Here is a 21960-nt window from a genome sequence, read left to right on the forward strand (position 1 = left end):
AAAGGGAATATATGATGCAAGTTTACTCAGAAAAATCTCCGGATTTTAAAATGAAACCTACACAAGAAACAATTCAATTTTTGATTAATTTTTCTAAATCGTTAAAAGTAGTTAAAACCAAATCAAACTATCTCATTGAATTGAATTTGAATTAAGAGAGGAAAAGCTTCAACTATGGTTGAAGCTTTTTTATGCTCTTTTTTTATAGTATTCATCTAAAACGGTTTTTCTTCCTATTGTTTTAGTAATAATATCATTATCTAAATCCCAACCACGAGCAGGAGAGTATTCTCGTCCGTACCAAATTATTTGTAAGTGAAGGTCGTTCCATATTTCTTTAGGAAATAATCGTTTTGCATCTTTTTCAGTTTGAGCTACATTTTTACCGTTCGTTAAATTCCAACGATATAATAATCGATGTATGTGTGTATCTATTGGAAAAGCAGGAACACCGAAAGCCTGACTCATTACTACGCCAGCAGTTTTATGGCCTACAGCAGGTAATTCTTCTAAAAATTCAAAACTCTCAGGAACCTCTCCATTATGTTTTTCGATTAATATTTTAGATAAACCATAAATTCCTTTCGATTTCATAGGTGACAAGCCGCAAGGCCTAATGATTTCTTTAATTTCTTCTACAGTCATTTTTATCATATCGTAAGGGTTATCCGCTTTAGCGAATAAAAGAGGTGTAATTTTATTTACACGAACATCAGTACATTGTGCAGACAATAAAACGGCAATAAGTAAGGTATATGGATCTTTATGATCTAAAGGAACTGGTATTTCTGGATACAATTTCTCTAATGTATCTATCACAAATTGAACTTTGTTTGCCTTGGTCATTTTCTTTATCTTTATATCGACAAAAATACGAATTATGACAACATTAAAAATAGGAGATAAAGCACCAAATTTCGAGTCTGTTGATGAAAAAGGAAACACAGTAAAACTTACAGATTATAAAGGTAAAAAGTTAGTTTTATTTTTTTATCCCAAAGCAAGTACGCCAGGTTGTACAAATGAAGCGTGTGATTTAAGAGATAATTATCAATCTTTTTTAGCAAAAGGTTATGAAGTTTTAGGAGCTAGTGCAGATTCTGCAAAGCGCCAACAAAATTGGATTAATAAACATGAATTACCTTTTCCGTTACTAGCAGATGAAACTAAAGAAGTAATCAATGCGTTTGGTATTTGGGGCCCAAAGAAGTTTATGGGAAAAGAATATGACGGAATTCACAGAACTACTTTTGTAATTGATGAAAACGGTATTATAGAGGATGTAATTAGTAAAGTAAAAACAAAAGAACACGCTAAACAGATTTTAGGATAACAAAAAACCGAGCTTAAAGCTCGGTTTTTTTATTTTTGTTTAGCTGATAATTCAGCTTGTAACTCTTTACTTGTTTTAGAGCTGTTATCATGACTCCAGCCTGGAGGCATAAAAACATATTTAAGTCGGGTGCCTAGTGGTAAGTGTTTCTTTCTATTAAAGAAATCTTTAAAAATTTCTTTCCATTCATGAAAAATTATATTGATAGGCCCTTTGTCTTCTAACGGAGAAGTTAATCCGTAACGTAGTTTTTCATAAGTTACTTCATCTTCTTCAGCTTGAAATGTACCGAACATACGATCCCAAATAATTAAAACCATTCCCATGTTTTTATCTAAATATTTGGTGTTTGAAGCATGATGAACTCTATGATGAGAAGGAGTTACAAAGAAAAATCCCCATAAACCTAATTTGCTTTTTATAAAATTTGTGTGACACAAAGTTCCGTAAATTTGATTCAATGCATAAGCAAACATAATATGTAAAGGTTCAACTCCTAAAAAAGCTAAAGGTAAAAAGAACATATAACGAAATAAAGGCTGTAATACCGGTGAACGAAAGCCTGTTGAGATATTATAATATTCCGAGTTGTGATGTGTTACATGAACCGCCCAAAAAAATCTTGAATGATGGTCTACATAATGATGTATGTAATATAAAAAATCTTGACCAATAAATGCAAATAACCAGTAAGCTATACCTAAATATTCCCAATCTACAATTTTGTAATGATAGCAAATTCCCATTACACCAAAAGAGATTACTTTCATTAATAGGTCTAAACTAAAGTTTATTAGTGCAAAATAAACATTCGTAGAAGTATCTTTAAAATCGTAATTTTTCTTCTTCGACCTGTAACTAAAATATATTTCAATTAAAATTATTGAAATAAAAAACGGTGTGCTCCAAAAATATAGAACATCTTGATTTAATAAACCCATACTGATTCTTTAGAATGCAAAAATATTTCTTTTTGCTTAAAAATAATAATTAAATTTTTACAAACGATTTTCAATCCACTTTTTAAAACTATAAAAGTTTTGAGGAGCCACTCCGTGACCTACCGGATATTCTGAATATTCGCTTTGTAATTTATTGTCTGATAAAATTTGTGGTGCTTTTCGAGCCCAATCAATAGGTAATACCTGATCTACGGTTCCATGAGAAATGTAATAATCTGTAGTAATCGTACTCGGTATTTCTTTAGGTAGTAATTCTTCGTTAATATAACCGCTTAAAGCAATTACATGTTGCACTTTATTAGGGTAATTAAAACTTAGTGCGTAGCTTAAAATGGCTCCTTGACTAAAACCTAAAAGAAATGTTTTATCAGGATTTGTGTTGTATTTATTTTTTATTTCATCAATAAATAAAGCAATTTCATCTACTGATTCTTTTGCTTGAACTAAGTCAGAAAATTTACCATTAACAGCATCAAAATTAATGGCATACCAAGCATAAGCTCCCATGCCCATACTATGTGGTGCTTGCGCACTAACAATTAATAAGTTATCAGGTAATTCTTCAGCAAATGAAAATAAATCTTGCTCGTTACTACCGTATCCATGCAGTAAAATTAATAAAGACGGATTTGTAGTTGTTTTCTTAGGTTCTCTTACGATGTAATGTAAACTCATTTTATGAATTTAAAACTAATTGATTGTTATTGTAAATACCGTATACTTTTCCTTTTAATTCTTTATTTAAAAAGATACTATTTTTTGAAGTTGATAGGATATGTTTTTTTGAAAATGTATAAGATCCATCAGGGTTAAAAATTGATAAATTTGCTTTTTCATTTTCTTTGATACTTGCTTTCTCTAGTTCGAAACGTTCTTTTGGATTAGTAGATAAACAGTTTGTAATAGTTTCGATATCTAAAATTGAATTTAAAACGCCAAAAGCACTTTCTAAACCGATGGTTCCGTCTTTTGCTTCTGAAAACTCTACCTTTTTATGTTCTATATCTATCGGATTATGATCTGACGTTATCATATCAATCGTTCCGTCTTTTACTCCTTTTAAAAGTGCTTTTATATCGCTAGATGTTCTTAGCGGTGGATTTACCTTTTTATTACCATCAAAATCATGCAATTCATCATCAGTTAAAAATAAATTATGAACAGCTACGCTACACGTTACATCTAAACCTTTCTTTTTAGCGTCTTTAATTAGTTGAACCGATTTTTTAGTTGAAATTGTAGGAATATGTAGTTTTCCACCCGTATATTCTAGTAAAAATAAATCGCGAGAAATTTGAAGTTCTTCTGCCAAAGCAGGAATCCCCTTTAAACCTAAAATCGTACTGTTTTTACCTTCATTAACAACACCTTCACCAGCAATCGCATTGTTTTTAGGAAAACTCATTGCCAAGCCATTAAAATTCTGAGTATATAATAAAGCTACTTTTAATAAATTATCGTTAGCAATAGGTTTATTATAATCTCCAAAAGCAATAGCGCCAGATTGTTGCATGTCGTACAATTCGGCCATTTCAATACCTTTACTTTGTTGTGTTAACGTACCAATAGGGTATAGGTTAGTAGCGAATCCGTTGGCTTTATTAATTAAAAATTCAACGGCAGATTTATTGTCTATTACCGGGTTTGTATTTGGGTTTACAGCAACAGCTGTAAATCCGCTTTTAGCGGCTACTAATAAACCATGTTTAATTGTTTCGCGCTCTTCATAACCAGGCTCACCAAAAGAAACACTCGTATCAAACCAACCTGTAGATACATGTAAATTATCAAGTTTTACAACTTGATATTCTTTTTTTGAAGTAATCGTATCGTTAATCTTGGTAATAATTCCATCAGTAATTAAAATGTCTTTAGTTTGTTGGTGATAAGGACTAGAGGCATCAATAATTGTAGCCGATTTTAGCAGCGTTGTCATGGTTTAAAGAATTTTAAGATCAAAATTTCTATAAGCAAAGATACAATGGCTAAGGCTAAAAACCATTTCCAAAGCCATTGAATTTTATTTTCACTATTAATATTTTTTAAGGTGTTTTTAACCGAATTAGCGGTAGTTTTTGAGTTTAAGTTTTCTGAATCTAAGAAATTTAATAAACTTTCTTTCTTCGGATAATTAAAAGCAATGTTTTTTAAAATACTAGCTTCTTGTTTTATTTGATAAAATCCGGCAACTAAAGGTTGATCTGTAGTTGTAATTTTTACGCTATTTTGAAGTGTTTGTTGCAGCGGAATAAAGGACGTTTTGTTATTTGAAATAGTTACTATTTCATCCTTGCCTAGTTGTTTATCAATGTCAATAATTGATTGCTTATCAACTGTATAATATAATTTAGAAAGTTGTAAGCTGTTTTTACCAATATTATAAAAAACAGGCACCACCAAAGGCGAATTTATAAAGTTACTATTTTCTTTACTAAGCGGTGCCGCTACCCAATAAATAGCTGAATTTACTGAGTTTACTTTTTGTATAAAACCTTGTTTGTTTTCGAAAGAAATAACAGTACTAGCGTTTAATAGTTGTGTATTATAAGAAGTTTTTACAAACGGATATTGAAAATTACGCACATTTTTTTCAAACACGTTTTTTAAAATCGGATGTTTGTAATTTATAGTTGTAATTTTTAAACTATCAGTTTTTTTAGAGAGTAGTTTTCCTATTTTAAGTTTGTTAAATAAACTGCTGTAAGACGAAATAGTTAAATCCTTAGAAGGTATTATAACCAAGTTTCCACCGTTTTTAGTGAATTCAATTAAACTAGCAATAAGATTCTCCGGAATATTATCAATTTCATTTAAAACAATTAAATGCTGTTTCGGAATTAAATTGTAATTCAGATTTTTAATAGCAGAAAATGTAAAGTCAAATGCTTCTTTTGTATAAATTCTGCTTAAAAAATCAGCAGATTCACCAATATTTAAAACAGCAGTTTTAGTGTTGGAGTTTATGGCGAAATAAAAGGAATTATCAAAAGTATAAGTATCTTTAAAATTTAATTCAATTTTTCCAGAAAAATCAGTTGTTTTCAAAATAGAAAAAACCACTTTTTTAGTTTCATTTTCTTCAATAGAAAAAAGTTGTTTATTGATTAACTTTTCTTTGTTGTAAATAGCAATTGGTACATTCTTTTTTAAAATTCCTTGATTTTTAACAAGAATGTTTACTTCAAAATTTGTTGTTCCGTTGTCACTTATAAAAACACTATCTATTGATAAATTACTTTTTTGCTGCGGATTTAATTTTACAAAAGAAGTATTCTTTGGTGAACTTAATAAGTCTTCTTTTTTTACGTTCTGAAAATCAGAAATAATAATGTTTTCAGAAAGTGTATTTGTTTTGTTTTCGGTCGATATTTTTAATAAAACATCTTTTAATTCCGTTTTCTTAGCGGTATTTTTTACTTTTAATAAAATAGTTTTTAAATCAGCAGCTGTTTTATTTTTATGAAATTCATCATTTGTAATTAAAGAATAAGTTGCTTTTTCTGAGATGTTTTCTATAATTTCTTGGCTAGCTACTTGTAATAAATTTCCTTTATCCCCATCGGTATTTGTGCTTAAAGAATTATCTAAATAAATTAAGAAATGTTGTTGTTGATCGCTTTTATGATTGCTAAAATAAGGTTGAGCAAAAGCTATAATTAAAGCGGCAAATAATAGTAAACGCGTAGCTAAAATTAACCATTTTTTTATGCGAGAACTTTTACGAGTTTGTAATGCTAGTTTTTTTAAAAAGGCAACGTTGGTAAACGGAACTTTAACAAATCGCTGTAATTGAAATAGGTGAACTATAATCGGAATTAGTAAAAGTACTAAGAAGTATAAAATTTCAGGATGTTTAAACTGCATAGTTCATTTTTTGCTCACTAAGTGAGGTTTTAAGTGATTTAGCTTTTGTAAAAATGTTTTTACAAGGTAACTTATTAACTGTAAAAATAGCCAAAATGATCATTTAAAAAAGAATGTAGTTAAAAATCTGTTAGAAAAGTGTTTTGTTTTCGACAAGATATCAAATTTCACTATTTTTGAACTATGACTACAAAAGAGAGTGATTGTAAAAGCCCAGAGGAAATTGAATATAAAAATCACTGGAATACTGCATACACAAAAAATACAACTGAAAAGTTAGGTTGGTTTGAAGAGAAGGCAGCACAAACAATGTCTTTAATTTCTGAATCGGGATTAGAAAAAACCGCAACTATTTTAAACGTAGGTGTTGGTTCTTCGGTTTTAATAGATGAATTATTGGCTGATGGTTACACGAATTTAATAGCAAGCGATTTATCTGAAAAAGCATTGACTACTTTAAAAGATCGCTTAGCTGAAGAAGCAGCAAAAGTAACTTTTATTGCGGATGATTTAATACAACCTAAAAAATTAAATAAGCTAAGTAATATTGATTTATGGAATGATAGAGCGGTATTGCATTTCTTTTTAAAAGAAGAAGAAAAAGTAGCTTATTTTAATTTATTAAAGCAAGTTGTAGCTAAAGATGGATTCGTAATTATTGCAGTTTTTGCTTTAGATGGCGCAGAAAAATGTTGCGGTTTAGATTTGCAGAGATACAATAGCGAAATGTTACAAGAACGTTTAGGAAGTCAGTTTAAGTTAATCACAGAATTTAATCACACATTTGTAAATCCGTATGGTGGAAAAAGACCTTATATTTACACATTGTTTCAAAGAATAAATAAGTAAATGAAAGTAACACATATTCCTTTTAAAAAAACCGGTTTTTTCTCTAAAACAATGCTTGATTATTTAGAGCAATCAGAAAAATTACAACCCTTTTATAATAACTTTCCTTCATTAGATAGTTTTAAAAGCCAGATAGAAAGCAAAACTTTTTCATCAGCAGTAAGAAAAACCTTAGTTACCGTTTTAAAGAAACAATATGCTACTGTAAAAACATCAGAAGCTACACAGCAAAACATTGATGATTTATTATTAGATACTACTTTTACAGTAACTACAGGGCATCAGTTAAATTTGTTTACGGGACCGTTATATTTTCTCTATAAAATATTTTCGACCATTAATTTGTGTGAAGAATTAAGAGCTAATTATCCGCAACAAAAATTTGTGCCAATTTATTGGATGGCTACTGAAGATCATGATTTTGAAGAAATAAACTACTTCAACTTCAAAGGTAAAAAAGTACAATGGAACTCTAACCAAACAGGAGGAGTAGGACGTTTTTCTACAGATGGATTGCAAGAGGTATTAGAAGTGTTTTCGAACCACTTAGGAACTTCAAAAAATGCACAATATTTAATTAACCTTTTTAAAGAGGGGTATATAAAACACAACAATTTAGCTGATGCTACAAGATACATAGCTAATGAATTATTTAGCGAATATGGATTGGTAATTGTTGATGCTGATAACCGAGAATTGAAGCAAGAGTTTATTCCGTTTATTGAGCGCGAATTAAAAGAGGAAATTTCATACAAAAAAGTAACAGAAACGATTGAACGTTTGGGTGATGAATATAAGATTCAGGTAAACCCAAGAGAAATTAATTTGTTTTATTTAACAGATGAAATCCGTGAACGTATTGTTTTTGAAGATGATGTGTATAAAGCGAATAACACTAGTATTTATTGGGAGTTAGATGCGTTGTTAAAAGAAGTTCATGATTTTCCTGAACGATTTTCACCAAATGTAATTATGCGTCCGTTATTTCAAGAAGTAGTGCTGCCAAACTTATGTTATATCGGTGGAGGAGGAGAGTTGGCTTATTGGATGCAGTTAAAAGATTATTTTGATGAAGTTAAAGTACCATTTCCTATTTTATTATTGCGTAATTCAGTGCAAATAATTTCTGAAAAGCAAGCTAAGAAATTAGAAAAACTAGATATTTCATTAGAAGAATCTTTTCAAAATCAAAACAGCTTACTAAAGGATAAAGTATTAGAAACTTCAGAAGAGAAAGTTGATTTTACGAGTCAAAAACAATTTTTACAGCAACAGTTTGTCGGTTTAAGAGAATTGGCTAAAAAAACAGATGTGTCATTTGTAGGTGCTGTAAATGCTCAAGAAAAAAAGCAATTAAAAGGGTTAGATAATTTAGAAAAACGCTGGTTACGAGCAGAAAAACGAAGACAAAAAGATTTGGTAGATAGAATTGTATTATTGCAAAACGAAATATTACCAAACCAAAGTTTAGAAGAGCGACAGAGAAACTTTTCTGAGTATTATTTAGAGTACGGAGATACTTTAATTAAAGCATTAAAAGAAAGTTTACAGCCACTACAATTAGAATTTACAGTAATAGAAATTTAAATTAAAATCCTTGGTTTTTATATTTTTGATAATTCTTTTCGTTTATTTTATACGAGATGAAATAAGCAAAAATAAAATAGATGACCATATTGATAAAAAAGAACAGCGGGAATTTATAAAAGAATTTTTCAGAAAAACCAACTTCCCAAAAAATAAATATAAACGAAAAAGGAAGTGCAAAACTAAGTGCTCTTTTAAAGGCAAATAACGATTTGTTATTTCTTTTAGTTTTCCAGTTTTTTACAAACAAAGAAGTTTTCTTTTTATAATACGCATTTGAATTCGGTTTCATAAACAAAAATTAATGAAAGACAAAGAAAGTAAATTACATAAAAATAACAAACATAAAAACGGATATGATTTTACATTGCTAAAAGAAAAGTATCCGAAAATAGAGGAGTTTGTTATCGAGAAATTTGATAAAGAAACAATCGATTTTTCTGATCCGACAGCGGTAAAAGAATTTAATAAGGCATTATTAGCAGCACATTATAATATAAAAGATTGGAATTTTTCTGATGAAAATTTATGTCCGCCAATTCCTGGTAGAGTAGATTATATTCATCATTTAGCCGATTTAATTGGTGATGCTAAAGATGTAAAAGTACTTGATGTTGGTACCGGAGCAAGTTGTATTTATCCGCTTTTAGGAACTGTAGAGTATGACTGGAATTTTGTAGCTACAGATATCGATTTAGATTCGTTAGATTACGCACAAGATATTATTGATGACAATGATTTAAGTGATAAAATTGAATTACGTCAACAGTTTAATGAAGCCCATATTTTAAAAGATATTATAGCAGAAGGAGATTCTTTTTCGGCAACGATGTGTAATCCTCCGTTTTATAAATCGGCAGAAGAAGCAAGAGGTGCAAACCGCAGAAAATCTAGAAACTTAGGGAATAATACGGTTCGTAATTTTGCAGGAAATTCGAATGAACTTTGGTATGTTGGTGGCGAAAAAGCATTTTTACACACCTATTTATATGAAAGCTCATTACAGCCTAAGGCAAGTAAATGGTTTACTAGTTTGGTGTCTAAAAAAGAGAATGTAAAAAGTTTAGAAGATTCTGCTAAAAAACTAAAAGTAGCAGAATTTAAGGTGATACCTATGAGTCAAGGAAATAAAGTTACACGTATTGTGTGTTGGCGATTTTAAATATATTTATAACAATAAAAACAGCGTCTTAAAAGTAATTTTAAGACGCTGTTTTAGTTAATTTAAAAATCGAAATGTAAAATGAACCAAATTTAGATTGATGAAATAATCACTAAATATAAAAAGAAGTTACTTTCTAATTTTCTTTAACAAAATCCGGCCATCTTTTTAAATATTCGATAAACGTTTTGCTTACACCTTCTTTTAAAAGATGTTCTTCTGAAACAGGTGTTGCAACAGGTGTAAAATTAGGGTCATTCATTACTAACCTCGGAAAATTATGATGTAATATAGCTGAGGTTCCTATTGATACAAAATTGACACCAGCATCCAATATTTTTTGAACATCAACAGCGTTGCTAATTTTACCAGCAACTGTCCATTTAACATCTTTAAAATCTAAACTTTTAAAGTGATCTAATAAGCTGAGGTTTTGATATTTTTCATCATTAGGCATTTTAAAACAATCCCATAAAGAGATGTCTAAAAAATTAATATTTCCTGCATCAATTAATTGTTGACAAACAGTTTTCACTTCACCAATATCCATTCCAAACCTTTCAGGTGATAAACGAACTCCGATTAAAAAATCTTTTCCGCATTGTTCTCTAATGCCGTCTACAATTTCAAAAATTATTCGAGCTCTGTTTTCTAGAGAACCACCATATTCATCTGTCCTGTGGTTTATTTCTGAGCTTAAAAACTGTGTTAAAATATAACCATGTGCGCCATGAACTTCAACACCATCATAACCGCACTTTTTAGAACGAACAGCTGCAGTAATAAAATCATCTCTTAATTGTTTTACTTCTGTAAGTGTAAGGCCTCTTGCATTTGTTTTTTTATTATCAGAAGAAGAAACAGGTTTTTCGTTTATCAATTCATGTGGCGTACGCATTCCTGCATGATGCAATTGAATAACAGCTAAACTGCCTTTCTCTTTAATGCTTTGGGTTAGTTTTTTATGTCCGTCATTTAAGTCGTCGCTAAAAATACCTAATTGCCCAGGAAAACCTTTACCTATTTCTTGTACGTGAGAAGCACACGTCATCACTAAACCAAATTCACCTTCAGCTCTCATTTTTAACCAATTTAATTCATCATCAGAAAGCTGACCGTTTTCATGACTTTGTCGGTTGGTTAAAGGAGCTAACATAAATCGATTGTTCATTATTGAGCCGTTAGAGAATTTTATTGTTGTATTGGGAGTATTCATACTTAAGGATTCAAATTTTTGAATGGCAAATTTAAGCAGAATATTTAGGAATTAATAAGTATGTTCGATTTGATGTTTTATAAGAAAAACTAACTCCTTTTTTTGAAATTAAAGAGTAAGAAGTAAGTAGCTAAAAATTTTAACTATTAATAAGTGGTTGTAATACTTAATTGATTTGTTACTTAAGTAAGCTCTTTTTTATTCTACTTAACTGTACAGGTGAAACATTTAGGTATGAAGCAATATATTTTTGTGCTATTAAATTATCAATATCTGGAATTCTCTTTTTTAAACGTAAATACCTTTCTGTAGCGTCGTAAGCAGATAAGGTAAGGATGATACTTTCTGCTTCTAAGTAAGTGCCTTCTAGCATTTTTACATAAAGTAAACTTAATTCATGGTGTTTTAAAGCAAGCTCTTTAAATTTGTAAAAATTACCTCTATAACCAGTAACCTTTGTTAGCGCTTGGTAATTAACAGTTGCAGGAATTTCTCTAACCATTGTAGATAAGCTACAAGATAAACTAATAGGGGTAAATAAATGTCTTGTAATTTCTTTACCGTCTTCAGTTTCTATGTAAGACCTAATTAATCCCGTTTTTATGATAATGAAATCAGTAGGTCGTTCATTTATTTTAGTAAAAAATTCAAAAGGCTCCAATTCCGTATAAGTAAGAAGCTCTTCAAAAGCAACAACAAGGTTTTTGGGTAATTTCAAAAATCGAGAAAGGAAAATTTCAATATCATTTTTCATAAAAGGCAATTAACAAGTTATATCCTCAAGATGAGGATACGTAAATTTAATGAAAAATAATAAGATAAAACCTACACAAGGGTGTAAACTTTATTTTGTAATAAAAACCTATACAGTATAATGCTTTTATTGAAATGTAACTTGTTAACTGCATTCCAAAAGTATACTGTTTTTAGGATATTAGCATTAACATATGTTAATAAAATTATTGATTAATTATGGTAGCTTTTTCGAATTCGACTTAACTGTACGGGGGTTATATTTAGGTAAGAAGCAATATGATATTGATTGATTAATTTACCAATACCTGGTAGTCTATTTTTAAGTTCTTCATAGCGCTGCTTAGCATCTAGCATCAATAAGTTGAAAATTTTAATTTCTTCTTTAATATATACAGCTTCTAAAACTTTATGATGAAATATGGAAATGTCGTGGTTTAGTTTTGATAAATTATAAAATGAATTATAATTACATCGTAAAACTTCACAATCAGTTAGGCATTCATAAATTAAATTTGAAGGTTCTCTTTTTATCAAAGCACCTAAATTTCCTGAAGTGACTACTGGTGTAAATAATGTTTTAGTATGTTCTTTTCCTTTCTCGTCTATAATATATGCTCTTATAACTCCTTTTTTAAGAATATAAAAATTAACAGGAATTTGACTAAGTTTTACTATTTGGTGTTTTTTAGGTAGGCTTTCACTTGTTACAATATTATGAAACGTATTATAAGAACTTTCAGAAAGATCATAAAAATTAGTAACAAAATTTTTAAAAAAATCCATAGAAATAATTTTATGATTAACTCAAATTTACATTTTTTATTAAAATAAAAGAAATTTTCGATGAAATTGTTCATAAATAATGAATGAACTGCTGTTTCTTTAAGGGGGGTAATAAGGCGGAGAAAATAAAAATTAAAGAGTAGAAATTACAAAATTAAACTTACATAAGATAAGTAAGTTTGATTTTGTAATAAAAACCTATTTAGGGCTAATGTTTTTATTAAAATGTAACTTGTTAGTTACATCTCAAATATTTTTTTTAGTGTTTAAGTATTAATATATGTTAATGAAAATTAAATCAGATATTTTTTCGAATTCTACTAAGCTGTACAGGTGTTATATTTAAGTAGGAAGCAATATGGTATTGATTTATTAAATTATCAATGCCTGGGAGCCTGTTTTTAAGTTCTTCATAACGTTGGGAAGCATCTAACATAGATAAGCTTAATATTTTGGCCTCTTCCCTTATGTATATAGCTTCTAATATTTTATGATGGAAAGTTGAAATGTCATGATTTAGTTTGGATAAGTTGTAAAAAGAATCATAGTTACATTGTAAAACTTCACAATCTGTAAGGCATTCATAAACTAGGTTAGAAGGTTCTTTTTTAATTAAAGCGCCTAAATTACCTGAGGTAACGACAGGTGTATATATTGTTTTAGTATGTTCTTTTCCTTTTTTATCAATAATGTAGGCTCTCATAATTCCTTCTTTGAGGACATAAAAGTTAGTAGGGATTTGATCCAACTTAACTATTTGATGATTTTTAGGAAGTTTTTCAAATTTTACAAGATTAACAAATTCATTAAAAGAATTTTCTGAGAGCTCATGAAAATTAGCAATAAAATTCTTTAAGAAATCCATGGTAATAGCTTTTTTTTTTTTTGATAATTTCAAATTTACATTTTTTATTAAAAAATAAAGAGGTTTTCAATATTATTATTGGTAAATATTTAATTTATTATAAAGGAAATTAGCGGCTTATTATATGAATATGAAGTAAGTTAAAGTTAGGGGTTCAATTTATGATTGTTATTGAATTCTAAGAAAAAAAACAGCAGTAAACTATTAAAGATAACAGAAGATTCAAAAGAAATTGATAACAATGAAAATGTGTTTGCCAGCATAAAACTACAGGTATACATAGCTACTATATGGAAATAAATATTTTTAACCTGTTTAGCTAAATGCGGTTTTTCGAACTCTACTTAATTGAACAGCAGTAATATTTAAGAATGAAGCAATATGATATTGGTTTATTAAATTATCAATACCCGGTAACTTATTTCTAAGTTTTCTATACCGTTGAGTTGAATTTAACATTAATAATTCTAGTATTTTAGCTTCTTCTCTTATATAAATTCTTTCTAATACCTTATATTGAAAAACAGATAAATCATGATACTTTAAAGATAAAACGTTGAAATCATTATAATTACACTCAACAACCTCGCAATCGGTAAGGCATTCATAAATTAATTTTGAAGGCTGTTTTTTTATTAAAGCACCAAGGTTTCCAGAGGTATCGATAGGAGTGTATATGGTTCTAGTATGTTCTTTTCCCTTCTCATCAATAATATAAGCTCTTATTATACCCTTTCTTAAAATATAAAAATTGACAGGTATATCGCCTAAATCAACAATAATTTGATTTTTTTGTAGACTCTTTCTTTTAGCAAGTGCGCTAAATTCTTTTAGAGAGTTTTCTGAAATAGGATGAATATTAAAAACAAAATCTTTAAAGAAGCTCATAACAAAAAGTATTAGAGGTGATACTCTCAAATTTACATTTTTTATTGAATAAAATGAAATTTAATCAGATAATGTTTTGAATATGTATTGATTAAGTGTTTTTGTTTGAAGAGGAAAGTGGGTGGTGGTTCGTTATATTTTTATTTTTTCTAAAAAACTAATTGCATTAGGGCCTTCCATAAAAAGTAAATCTAAAATAGATAAATTAGGGATAAAACCATGCTTGTCATCAAACATTTGAATGTAAGTTTCAATTTCAATAGTAACGCCTTTTTTAGCGATCGCTAGGTTTCTAAAATCAAGATTATTTGCAGTAGTTACCTCGTAGTTTTCTGTTTTAGAAAAAGAAGTTTCTATTTGTAAAGCATCTGTAATAAATAAATGTGTATCAATATTTACATCTTGTAAATAGGTGTATTTTTTATTAAATATTTTAGCAATATCATCTTCAAAAAACTCGAAAAAAGGAGAAGATCGGTAGGCAGACTGTAATGATTTAAAATGTTGCTGTTGCCATTGAGAATCATTATCAACTAATGTATCTTTTGTTTTTTTTCTATTCTCTTTAAGTAAATGTTTTACAGGAATATTTAAAGTTAGTTTTCCATTAGCGCCATAAATATAACACCTGTTTCGGTAGGTTTGTTTTTGATAATTATCTTCAAATTCAAAAACTACCGAGTCAGATTTATAAACTGCTGCATACTGTGAAATAGGCGCGAAATATGTTGGGATAAAAAGTGACATTAAGCGTTCTTTTTACCTTTTTTAAAACTATAAACAATGTAACCAGCAATTAAAATCAGTACTAGCCATAAGTATGAGGTTGGTTTTCCGCTACCACCAACAGTTGTAAACATTCTGTCCCAACGAATAGATTGTATTTTAGCCATAAAGCTAGGTGAATTAGGATCCCAGCTTAACCAAATCATTACAGGTTTACCAACTACGTGGTCAAATGGCACATATCCCCAATTTCTAGCATCTAAGGAACGCTGACGGTTATCACCCATCATCCAATAATAATCTTGCTTAAAAGTGTAGTTTTTTGCTTTTTTACCATTGATAAAAATATCGTTTCCAAAAATTGTTAAATCATTGTTTTCATACCTTCGGATGATTTGCTCGTAAAACGGAATGGTATTTTCGTTTAAAGCAACTGTAGTTCCTTTTTTCGGAATATAAATTGGTCCAAAATTATCTGAAGACCATGCGTATTTTGGGTTGTGAGGAAAAACAGTAGCATCATAAGTTCCTTTGGGGCTTAAATGTTTTTCGATGCTTTTTACAATAGGATTTTTAGCTATTAAAGCAGCTTCATCATCTGTAAGATTTAAATAGTATCTACCATCATTTAATAGTTTCCCTTCACGAATATTGTACCTGTTTATTGCACCTTGAGAAAATTTTTGATTGTCAGTATCTACAATATGCATCCATTGTGGTTTGGCTCTGTCTGGTAATACCGTTTTTTTTCCGTTTATAAACACATATCCATCACGAACCTCTAAAGTATCACCAGCAATACCTGTAGCTCTTTTTACATAATTGGTTCTTTTATCAATAGGCTTATAAGTTGCTTTTCCTGATGTATCTCCCCACATTAAGGCTAATGTATCTGCTGGCCAGCTAAAAACAACAATATCATTACGTTTAATGTTTTGAAAACCTGGTAAGCGCATATATGGTAAAGACAATTTGTTTAAAATTCCGTCTTTGTTTTTGTCATCAGAAATAAAAGATTTTGTTCCTAAAACAGGAATCGTATCATGGGCCATTGGTGTTGCTACCACTGTATTAGGCACACGTGCACCGTAATGAAACTTGCTTACAAATAAATAATCTCCTACTAATAATGTTTTTTCTAAAGAAGAGGTAGGAATTGTATAGGGCTGCATAAAGTAGGTGTGCACCAAGGTTGCAGCAATAATTGCAAAAGCAATAGAACTTATCCATTCTCCTAAAGCAGAGCGAGGTTGTAAGCTTCTGTTTTCTATATAAGGTGTGTTGGTAGCATAGTTTATATAAAAAATATAAAATCCTAAAGTAAAAACGGCTAATAGCGTATCTTTTCTTTCGTTGAAACCAAAACTTCTACAGGTTTCTATCCAAAGAATAGGAAACATTAGTAAGTTTACTATTGGTATAAATAATAAAATAACCCACCATTTTGGGCGGTTAATAATTTGCATTAAAACAATTGCATTGTAAACAGGTATTGCTGCTTCCCATGCTTTTTTACCAGCTTTAACGTATAATTTCCAAGTCCCTAAAAAATGGATAACTTGAATTATTAAAAAGCATAAAAACCATTCAGTAAATGTCATAATGTATTTATTTTGTTTTTCTGTAAACAGAAATATATTTCAATATTATTTGTGTACTTTTTTATATAAAAGTTACGTAATTAACCTAAGTTTAACACATCTCTCATGGTGTAAACACCAGTTTTATTAACCAACCATTCGGCTGCTACAACAGCACCTAAAGCAAAACCATGCCTATTATGAGCGGTGTGCTTAATGTTAATTGTATCTACTGCTGATTGATAAGTTACCGTATGAGTTCCTGGTACATCAGGAGTTCTAATAGCTGTGATAGGGATATTATTGTCTGATGTGGTTTTGTCTAATTCCCATTCGTTTTTTGTTGAATGATCAATGATTCCTTCAGCTAAAGTAATGGCTGTTCCGCTTGGAGCATCTAGTTTTTTAGTGTGATGAATTTCTTCAATAGCAATATCGTATTCGCTTAAAGCATTCATCATTTTTGCAAGTTGCTTGTTTAGTTCAAAGAAAACATTTACTCCTAAACTAAAGTTTGATGCATAAATAAATGCGCCTTTTTTATCATTACATAATTCAGTAATTGCATCGTATTTATCTAACCAGCCAGTGGTTCCTGAAATAACAGGGATTTGATTATTTATGCAATTACTAATATTATTAAAGGCAGATGTTGGGATGCTAAAATCAATAGCAATATCAGCTTTTGTAATATCGTATACTTCCTTTCCTGAGGTTTTTATGATTATTTCATGACCTCTTTGTAAAGCAATTTTTTCAATTTCTTTACCCATTCTTCCATAACCTAGTAAGGCAATTTTCATCTTAAAAAGAGTATTTTAAATTTATCCCAACTTTTGGTGTTTCAATAAATAAAGGGTCGGGTGTTATTATTGGGTTTATAGAAAGGCTATCATCGGTATCAAATTGTAATAAATGTGCATTCACACTGGCTTCAACAATTTGTAAGACATAAATTAGTATACCTGTTAAAAGAGATAGATCTCTGTTCTTTCTAAGTACTTTTTGTGCATTTTCAAGCCCGCTAGTAGAGATTAATTGACTTCCGTTTATGTCAGTAAATTCATCTTTTAAGCCTTGTTTTCTAAGTTTAAAAGCGGTTCTGTAGCGATCGTATTCATTACTGTTATCAAAATAAAAATAAGCACTAGTACCTATGGCTGCCCAAACAATTGGCGCTTTCCAATATTTTTTATTGTAAAGTTGTCCTCCTCCAGGAAAAATAGCAGAATAAAAAGCTGCTTTTGATGGAGATAATGGATTGTACCTATGGCTCCCAAATTTTAATTGTTTAGTGCTTACAGCTGTTGTGTCTTTTTGAGCAAAAGATGTTAAACTCAAAAAAAAACTCAAAAAAACGAATATGAAAGTACGAATATTCAATTATTTTAATAGTTTTTTAATGCGATTAAAATCTTCTTCAGAAGTAAAAGGAATCGAAATTTTTCCTTTTCCCTTGTTGTTTACACTAACATCTATTTTATGACCAAAATAGTCACTCATATCTTTTACGCTATCAGTAATAAAACTTGGTACAGTTTTCTTTTTAGCTATTTTAGCTACAATACCTGATTTTAGACTTTTAACTAATTCTTCGGTTTGACGAACAGAAAGTTTGTCTCTAACTATCTTTTCGTAAACTGTTAATTGATTTTCGGTATTAAAAATACTAATTAATGCACGGCCGTGTCCCATAGAAATAAAACCATCTCGCATGCCTGTTTGAATAATAGGATCTAGCTTTAATAAACGTAAGTAATTGGTAACGGTAGATCTTTTTTTACCTACACGAACACTTAATTCCTCTTGTGTTAACTGAATTTCATCAATTAAACGCTGGTAAGAAAGTGCTACCTCAATAGGATCAAGGTTTTTACGCTGAATATTTTCAACCAATGCCATTTCTAACATTTCTTGATCGTTGGCTAAACGAATATAGGCGGGTACTTTTTTATTACCTATTAATTTAGACGCTCTAAAACGACGTTCACCTGAAACTAATTGAAATTTATTGCTTGCTAATTTTCGTACTGTAATGGGTTGTATAACGCCTAATTGTTCGATAGAGTTAGCTAATTCGCGAAGTGCTTCTTCATCAAAGTAAGTTCTAGGCTGAAACGGATTCATTTCTATTGAATCTAATTCTATTTCAATAATATTTCCTACTAATTTATCAGCGTTTTTATCTTCAGCAGAATTTACTTCAGCAGTTTCAGTTAATAAAGCTGATAAACCTCTCCCTAAAGCTCTTTTTTTAGTTGCTTTTGCCATCCTACAGTACTTATGCGTTTTTAGTTAAAATTTCGTTCGCCAAATTTAAGTAATTTACGGCTCCTTTACTGGTTGCATCGTATGAAATTATACTCTCACCGTAACTAGGTGCTTCACTTAAACGGATGTTTCTATGAACAATTGTGTCAAATACCATAGAGCTAAAGTGCTTTTTAACTTCTTCAACAACTTGGTTAGAAAGGCGTAAACGAGAATCAAACATCGTTAATAATAATCCTTCGATATCTAAGTCTGGATTGTGAATTTTTTGAACACTTTTAATCGTGTTTAATAATTTTCCTAAACCTTCTAATGCAAAATATTCACATTGAATAGGGATAATTACTGAATCTGCAGCAACTAAAGAGTTTAATGTTATTAAACCTAAAGAAGGTGCGCAATCAATTAAAATATAATCGTAATCGTCTTTTATATCTACCAATGCTTTTTTAAGCATGTATTCTCTTTCTTGTTTGTCTACTAATTCTATTTCAATAGCTACAAGATCAATATGAGCGGGAATTAAATCAACATTTGGAGAACTTGTTTTTAAGATCGTTTCTTTAGCTGATATTGTATGTTCTAGAACTTGATAGGTTCCAAACTCAACATTATCAACATCTAAACCTAAACCAGAAGTTGCGTTTGCTTGCGGATCGGCATCAATTAATAATACCTTCTTCTCTAAAACACCTAATGATGAGGCTAAATTTATAGAACTTGTAGTTTTACCTACGCCACCTTTTTGATTTGCAATTGCGATTATTTTACCCATTGTGATTTATAAAAAGTTTGAAAGAGGTAAATTTACAATTATTTATCATTTTTTTAAGCGAAAGATGTTAACAAAAACAAATATCAAACTTCTGTAATATTAAAAAGCCACATATTTGACTATGTGGCTTTTATGATTTTGTTTTAAGTGTTTTATGCGTTTAACATCACAGGCATTACCAACATGGTAACTTGTTCACCCTCGTCAGTTCCGTCAATTGGCGTTAAAATTCCAGCACGATTTGGTAAAGACATTTCTATTAATACATCGTTCGCATTTAAGTTATTTAACATTTCACTTAAAAAGCGTGAATTAAAACCTATTTGCATGTCATCACCTTGGTAATCACAGTGTAAACGTTCATCTGCTTTATTAGAGTAATCTAAATCTTCAGCAGAAATATTTAATTCTGTTCCTGCCATTTTTAAACGAATCTGGTGTGTTGTTTTGCTAGAGAAAATAGAAACACGACGTACAGAGTTTAAAAAAGAAGCTCTATCTACTGTTAATTTATTCGGATTCTCTTTAGGTATTACAGCTTCGTAGTTTGGATATTTCCCATCAATTAAACGGCAAACTAAAACAACGTTGTCAAACGTAAATTTAGCGTTTGTATCATTATATTCAATTGTAACGTTATTTTCTGATCCGCTTAAAATTCCTTTTAATAAGTTTAAAGGTTTTTTAGGCATTATAAACTCTGCTGATTTATCGGCAGTAACATCAGTACGTGTATATTTTACTAATTTATGAGCGTCTGTAGCAACAAAAGTTAGTTCTTTTGAGTTGAACTGAAAAAACACTCCACTCATTACGGGTCTTAAATCATCGTTTCCAGCAGCAAATATTGTTTTTGAAATTGCTGTAGCTAAAATATGCGACGGAATTTTAGTACTGCTTGGTGAAGGTAATTCAACAGCTTTAGGGAATTCTTCTCCGCTAAAATAAGCCATGTCGTATTTACCTTGCTCAGAAATAATTTCGATAGTACTACCACTTTCTGCTTTAAAAGTAAGTGGTTGTTCAGGAAATGTTTTTAAAGTGTCTAATAATAAACGAGCATTTATTGCAATAGATCCCGTATCGGTACTTTCTACTTCAATAACAGAAGTCATCGTAGTCTCAAGATCTGATGAAGATATTTGAAGTTCATTGTTAGCTAGTTCGAACAAGAAATTGTCTAAAATAGGTAATGTGTTATTGCTGTTTATAACCCCTCCTAAAACTTGTAATTGTTTTAATAACTGAGAGCTAGATACGATAAATTTCATTTAGTATAGTTTCTGTATATTAGATTTACAAATATATCTTAATTTGATGGTTTTAAAAATTATTTTTTCAATCATCAAAAAAATTAATTAAATTGATAGTTTAACTGTATGGTTCCGTAAAAATTTCCTTTTGGAACACGTATGCTTTTTAGCTTTTTTGTATGATAATTTACAGCATAGCCGAAATTGAAACGATTGGTTGTAAAACGAATTCCTATTTCAGTTGTAAATTTAAAAGGCTCAATATCGAAAGTAATAGGGCTATTCTTGTTTAAGAAACTTCCTTCAATAGTCGCATCGTAAGCAATATAACTAAGCATTGGTTTTATGTAAATAAAGGATTCAATTTCATTATTGAAGTTAGTGTTTTTAGTATTTAAATTAGCATTAAAAGCAATGGAGTTTATAATTTTTTGAAGTGGTTTTAAGCCGATTCGTCCGTAAAATCCTGTTGATATATCGGTGTAAATAGTTCCGATTTTAGCGTTGTTTAACCAGTTAATATCAAGAAATTCATTGTTAGCGATGTTTTTAATGTAATCAGCATTTAGGTTTATGGCAAAAGCATTTGCAATTTGATATTTCCATCCAATAGCTTTCTTGTAACCATAAATAGTATGAATAAAATCTTGTAATTCTTTGCTCATTGCAGAAGTTCCCAAGGTTCCTATTTGTATAGCTGTTTTTAATATGGTTTGGTTTTTATAAAATCGATTGATACCAAAACTACCAAATAAATAACCTGCAAACGGGCGATCGTGATTCATGTGTTGATTAACTGTTGCTTTAAAAGGCGTATACATATGATGACCCAGTTGTACTTCGAATATTTTTTTTTCAATATTCTCAGGAGTGTTATTACTTAAATATCGATAGGTTAAAAACATACCGTTCGTATAATACCGATCTTGACTAGGAGAAATGTATAAATCGTTGTCGTTTAAAAAACTAAATTCATTCGCATATTTTCGTTGAGAGAAAAGTGTTACAGAGCATAGTATTAATAAAAAAAAGACTTTTTGTTTCATGGGAGCTAATATCGTCTTATTTTAGCAACGTTAGGCTGAAATAA

The 21960-nt window shown here is 29.8% G+C and carries 23 protein-coding genes; 4 read left to right on the forward strand and 19 right to left on the reverse strand.

Annotated elements, in window-relative coordinates:
• Positions 1–189 precede the first annotated feature (189 nt).
• Complete coding sequence (locus tag N2251_RS03475) at positions 190–846, reverse strand: endonuclease III domain-containing protein (RefSeq protein ID WP_260585316.1); 657 nt, start codon at positions 844–846, stop codon at positions 190–192.
• 34 nt (positions 847–880) lie between these two features.
• On the opposite strand from N2251_RS03475, the gene bcp reads away from it, so the two are divergent.
• A complete protein-coding gene (gene bcp / locus N2251_RS03480; protein ID WP_260585317.1) occupies positions 881–1333 on the forward strand; it encodes a thioredoxin-dependent thiol peroxidase in 453 nt (150 codons plus the stop codon).
• A 29-nt stretch (positions 1334–1362) separates the two neighbouring features.
• On the opposite strand, the gene N2251_RS03485 is transcribed toward bcp, so the two are convergent.
• The 4 genes from N2251_RS03485 to N2251_RS03500 are packed head-to-tail and all read right to left on the reverse strand — an operon-like array spanning position 1363 to position 6159.
• Entirely contained in the window at positions 1363–2274 is a 912-nt protein-coding gene (locus N2251_RS03485) for a sterol desaturase family protein (protein ID WP_260585318.1), read from the reverse strand.
• Positions 2275–2331: 57 nt separating this feature from the next.
• Complete coding sequence (locus tag N2251_RS03490; protein WP_260585319.1) at positions 2332–2970, reverse strand: alpha/beta hydrolase; 639 nt, start codon at positions 2968–2970, stop codon at positions 2332–2334.
• 1 nt (position 2971) lies between these two features.
• On the reverse strand, positions 2972–4231 hold the full coding sequence (locus N2251_RS03495) for a dihydroorotase (RefSeq protein WP_260585320.1): 1260 nt from the start codon (positions 4229–4231) through the stop codon (positions 2972–2974).
• Complete coding sequence (locus tag N2251_RS03500; protein ID WP_260585321.1) at positions 4228–6159, reverse strand: BatA domain-containing protein; 1932 nt, start codon at positions 6157–6159, stop codon at positions 4228–4230. Before N2251_RS03500 ends, N2251_RS03495 begins: the two co-directional genes overlap by 4 nt.
• Before the next feature lie 183 nt (positions 6160–6342).
• On the opposite strand from N2251_RS03500, the gene N2251_RS03505 reads away from it, so the two are divergent.
• Complete coding sequence (locus tag N2251_RS03505; protein ID WP_260585322.1) at positions 6343–7008, forward strand: class I SAM-dependent methyltransferase; 666 nt, start codon at positions 6343–6345, stop codon at positions 7006–7008.
• Positions 7009–8595, forward strand: coding sequence for a bacillithiol biosynthesis cysteine-adding enzyme BshC (gene bshC / locus N2251_RS03510; RefSeq protein WP_260585323.1), 1587 nt, complete (start codon positions 7009–7011; stop codon positions 8593–8595).
• A gap of 1 nt (position 8596) precedes the next feature.
• Here bshC and N2251_RS03515 read toward each other — a convergent pair whose 3' ends face one another.
• Complete coding sequence (locus N2251_RS03515; RefSeq protein WP_260585324.1) at positions 8597–8887, reverse strand: hypothetical protein; 291 nt, start codon at positions 8885–8887, stop codon at positions 8597–8599.
• 12 nt (positions 8888–8899) lie between these two features.
• Between N2251_RS03515 and rlmF the strand changes: the two genes are divergently transcribed.
• A complete protein-coding gene (gene rlmF, locus N2251_RS03520; RefSeq protein ID WP_260585325.1) occupies positions 8900–9757 on the forward strand; it encodes a 23S rRNA (adenine(1618)-N(6))-methyltransferase RlmF in 858 nt (285 codons plus the stop codon).
• Between the two features lie 136 nt (positions 9758–9893).
• Here the strand turns inward: rlmF and N2251_RS03525 are convergent, their stop codons facing one another.
• The 13 genes from N2251_RS03525 to N2251_RS03585 form a co-directional block, all read right to left on the reverse strand.
• Positions 9894–10973, reverse strand: a complete 1080-nt coding sequence (locus N2251_RS03525) for an NADH:flavin oxidoreductase (protein ID WP_260585326.1) — start codon at positions 10971–10973, stop codon at positions 9894–9896.
• A gap of 178 nt (positions 10974–11151) precedes the next feature.
• Positions 11152–11727: a Crp/Fnr family transcriptional regulator gene (locus N2251_RS03530; RefSeq protein ID WP_260585327.1), complete on the reverse strand. Its 576-nt coding sequence runs from the start codon at positions 11725–11727 to the stop codon at positions 11152–11154.
• 212 nt (positions 11728–11939) lie between these two features.
• On the reverse strand, positions 11940–12512 hold the full coding sequence (locus N2251_RS03535; protein ID WP_260585328.1) for a Crp/Fnr family transcriptional regulator: 573 nt from the start codon (positions 12510–12512) through the stop codon (positions 11940–11942).
• Between the two features lie 298 nt (positions 12513–12810).
• Entirely contained in the window at positions 12811–13410 is a 600-nt protein-coding gene (locus N2251_RS03540) for a Crp/Fnr family transcriptional regulator (RefSeq protein ID WP_260585329.1), read from the reverse strand.
• Between the two features lie 282 nt (positions 13411–13692).
• Entirely contained in the window at positions 13693–14265 is a 573-nt protein-coding gene (locus N2251_RS03545; protein WP_260585330.1) for a Crp/Fnr family transcriptional regulator, read from the reverse strand.
• A 132-nt stretch (positions 14266–14397) separates the two neighbouring features.
• Positions 14398–15012, reverse strand: a complete 615-nt coding sequence (locus tag N2251_RS03550; RefSeq protein ID WP_260585331.1) for a WbqC family protein — start codon at positions 15010–15012, stop codon at positions 14398–14400.
• A complete protein-coding gene (gene lepB / locus N2251_RS03555; RefSeq protein ID WP_260585332.1) occupies positions 15012–16592 on the reverse strand; it encodes a signal peptidase I in 1581 nt (526 codons plus the stop codon). The genes N2251_RS03550 and lepB overlap by 1 nt, the downstream gene beginning before the upstream one ends.
• A gap of 80 nt (positions 16593–16672) precedes the next feature.
• The gene (dapB, locus tag N2251_RS03560; RefSeq protein WP_260585333.1) at positions 16673–17374 is read right to left on the reverse strand and encodes a 4-hydroxy-tetrahydrodipicolinate reductase; all 702 of its coding nucleotides are present in this window, start codon (positions 17372–17374) and stop codon (positions 16673–16675) included.
• Position 17375: 1 nt separating this feature from the next.
• On the reverse strand, positions 17376–17912 hold the full coding sequence (locus N2251_RS03565; RefSeq protein ID WP_260585334.1) for a DUF5683 domain-containing protein: 537 nt from the start codon (positions 17910–17912) through the stop codon (positions 17376–17378).
• Positions 17913–17954: 42 nt separating this feature from the next.
• Positions 17955–18842: a ParB/RepB/Spo0J family partition protein gene (locus tag N2251_RS03570; protein ID WP_260585335.1), complete on the reverse strand. Its 888-nt coding sequence runs from the start codon at positions 18840–18842 to the stop codon at positions 17955–17957.
• A 10-nt stretch (positions 18843–18852) separates the two neighbouring features.
• Positions 18853–19617, reverse strand: coding sequence for a ParA family protein (locus tag N2251_RS03575; RefSeq protein WP_260585336.1), 765 nt, complete (start codon positions 19615–19617; stop codon positions 18853–18855).
• Between the two features lie 152 nt (positions 19618–19769).
• The gene (gene dnaN, locus N2251_RS03580; protein WP_260585337.1) at positions 19770–20888 is read right to left on the reverse strand and encodes a DNA polymerase III subunit beta; all 1119 of its coding nucleotides are present in this window, start codon (positions 20886–20888) and stop codon (positions 19770–19772) included.
• Positions 20889–20971: 83 nt separating this feature from the next.
• A complete protein-coding gene (locus N2251_RS03585; protein ID WP_260585338.1) occupies positions 20972–21916 on the reverse strand; it encodes a lipid A deacylase LpxR family protein in 945 nt (314 codons plus the stop codon).
• Between the last annotated feature and the right edge of the window lie 44 nt (positions 21917–21960).

The sequence above is a fragment of the Tenacibaculum haliotis genome, assembly GCF_025215075.1.
In the GTDB taxonomy this organism is placed as follows: Bacteria; Bacteroidota; Bacteroidia; order Flavobacteriales; family Flavobacteriaceae; genus Polaribacter; species Polaribacter haliotis_B.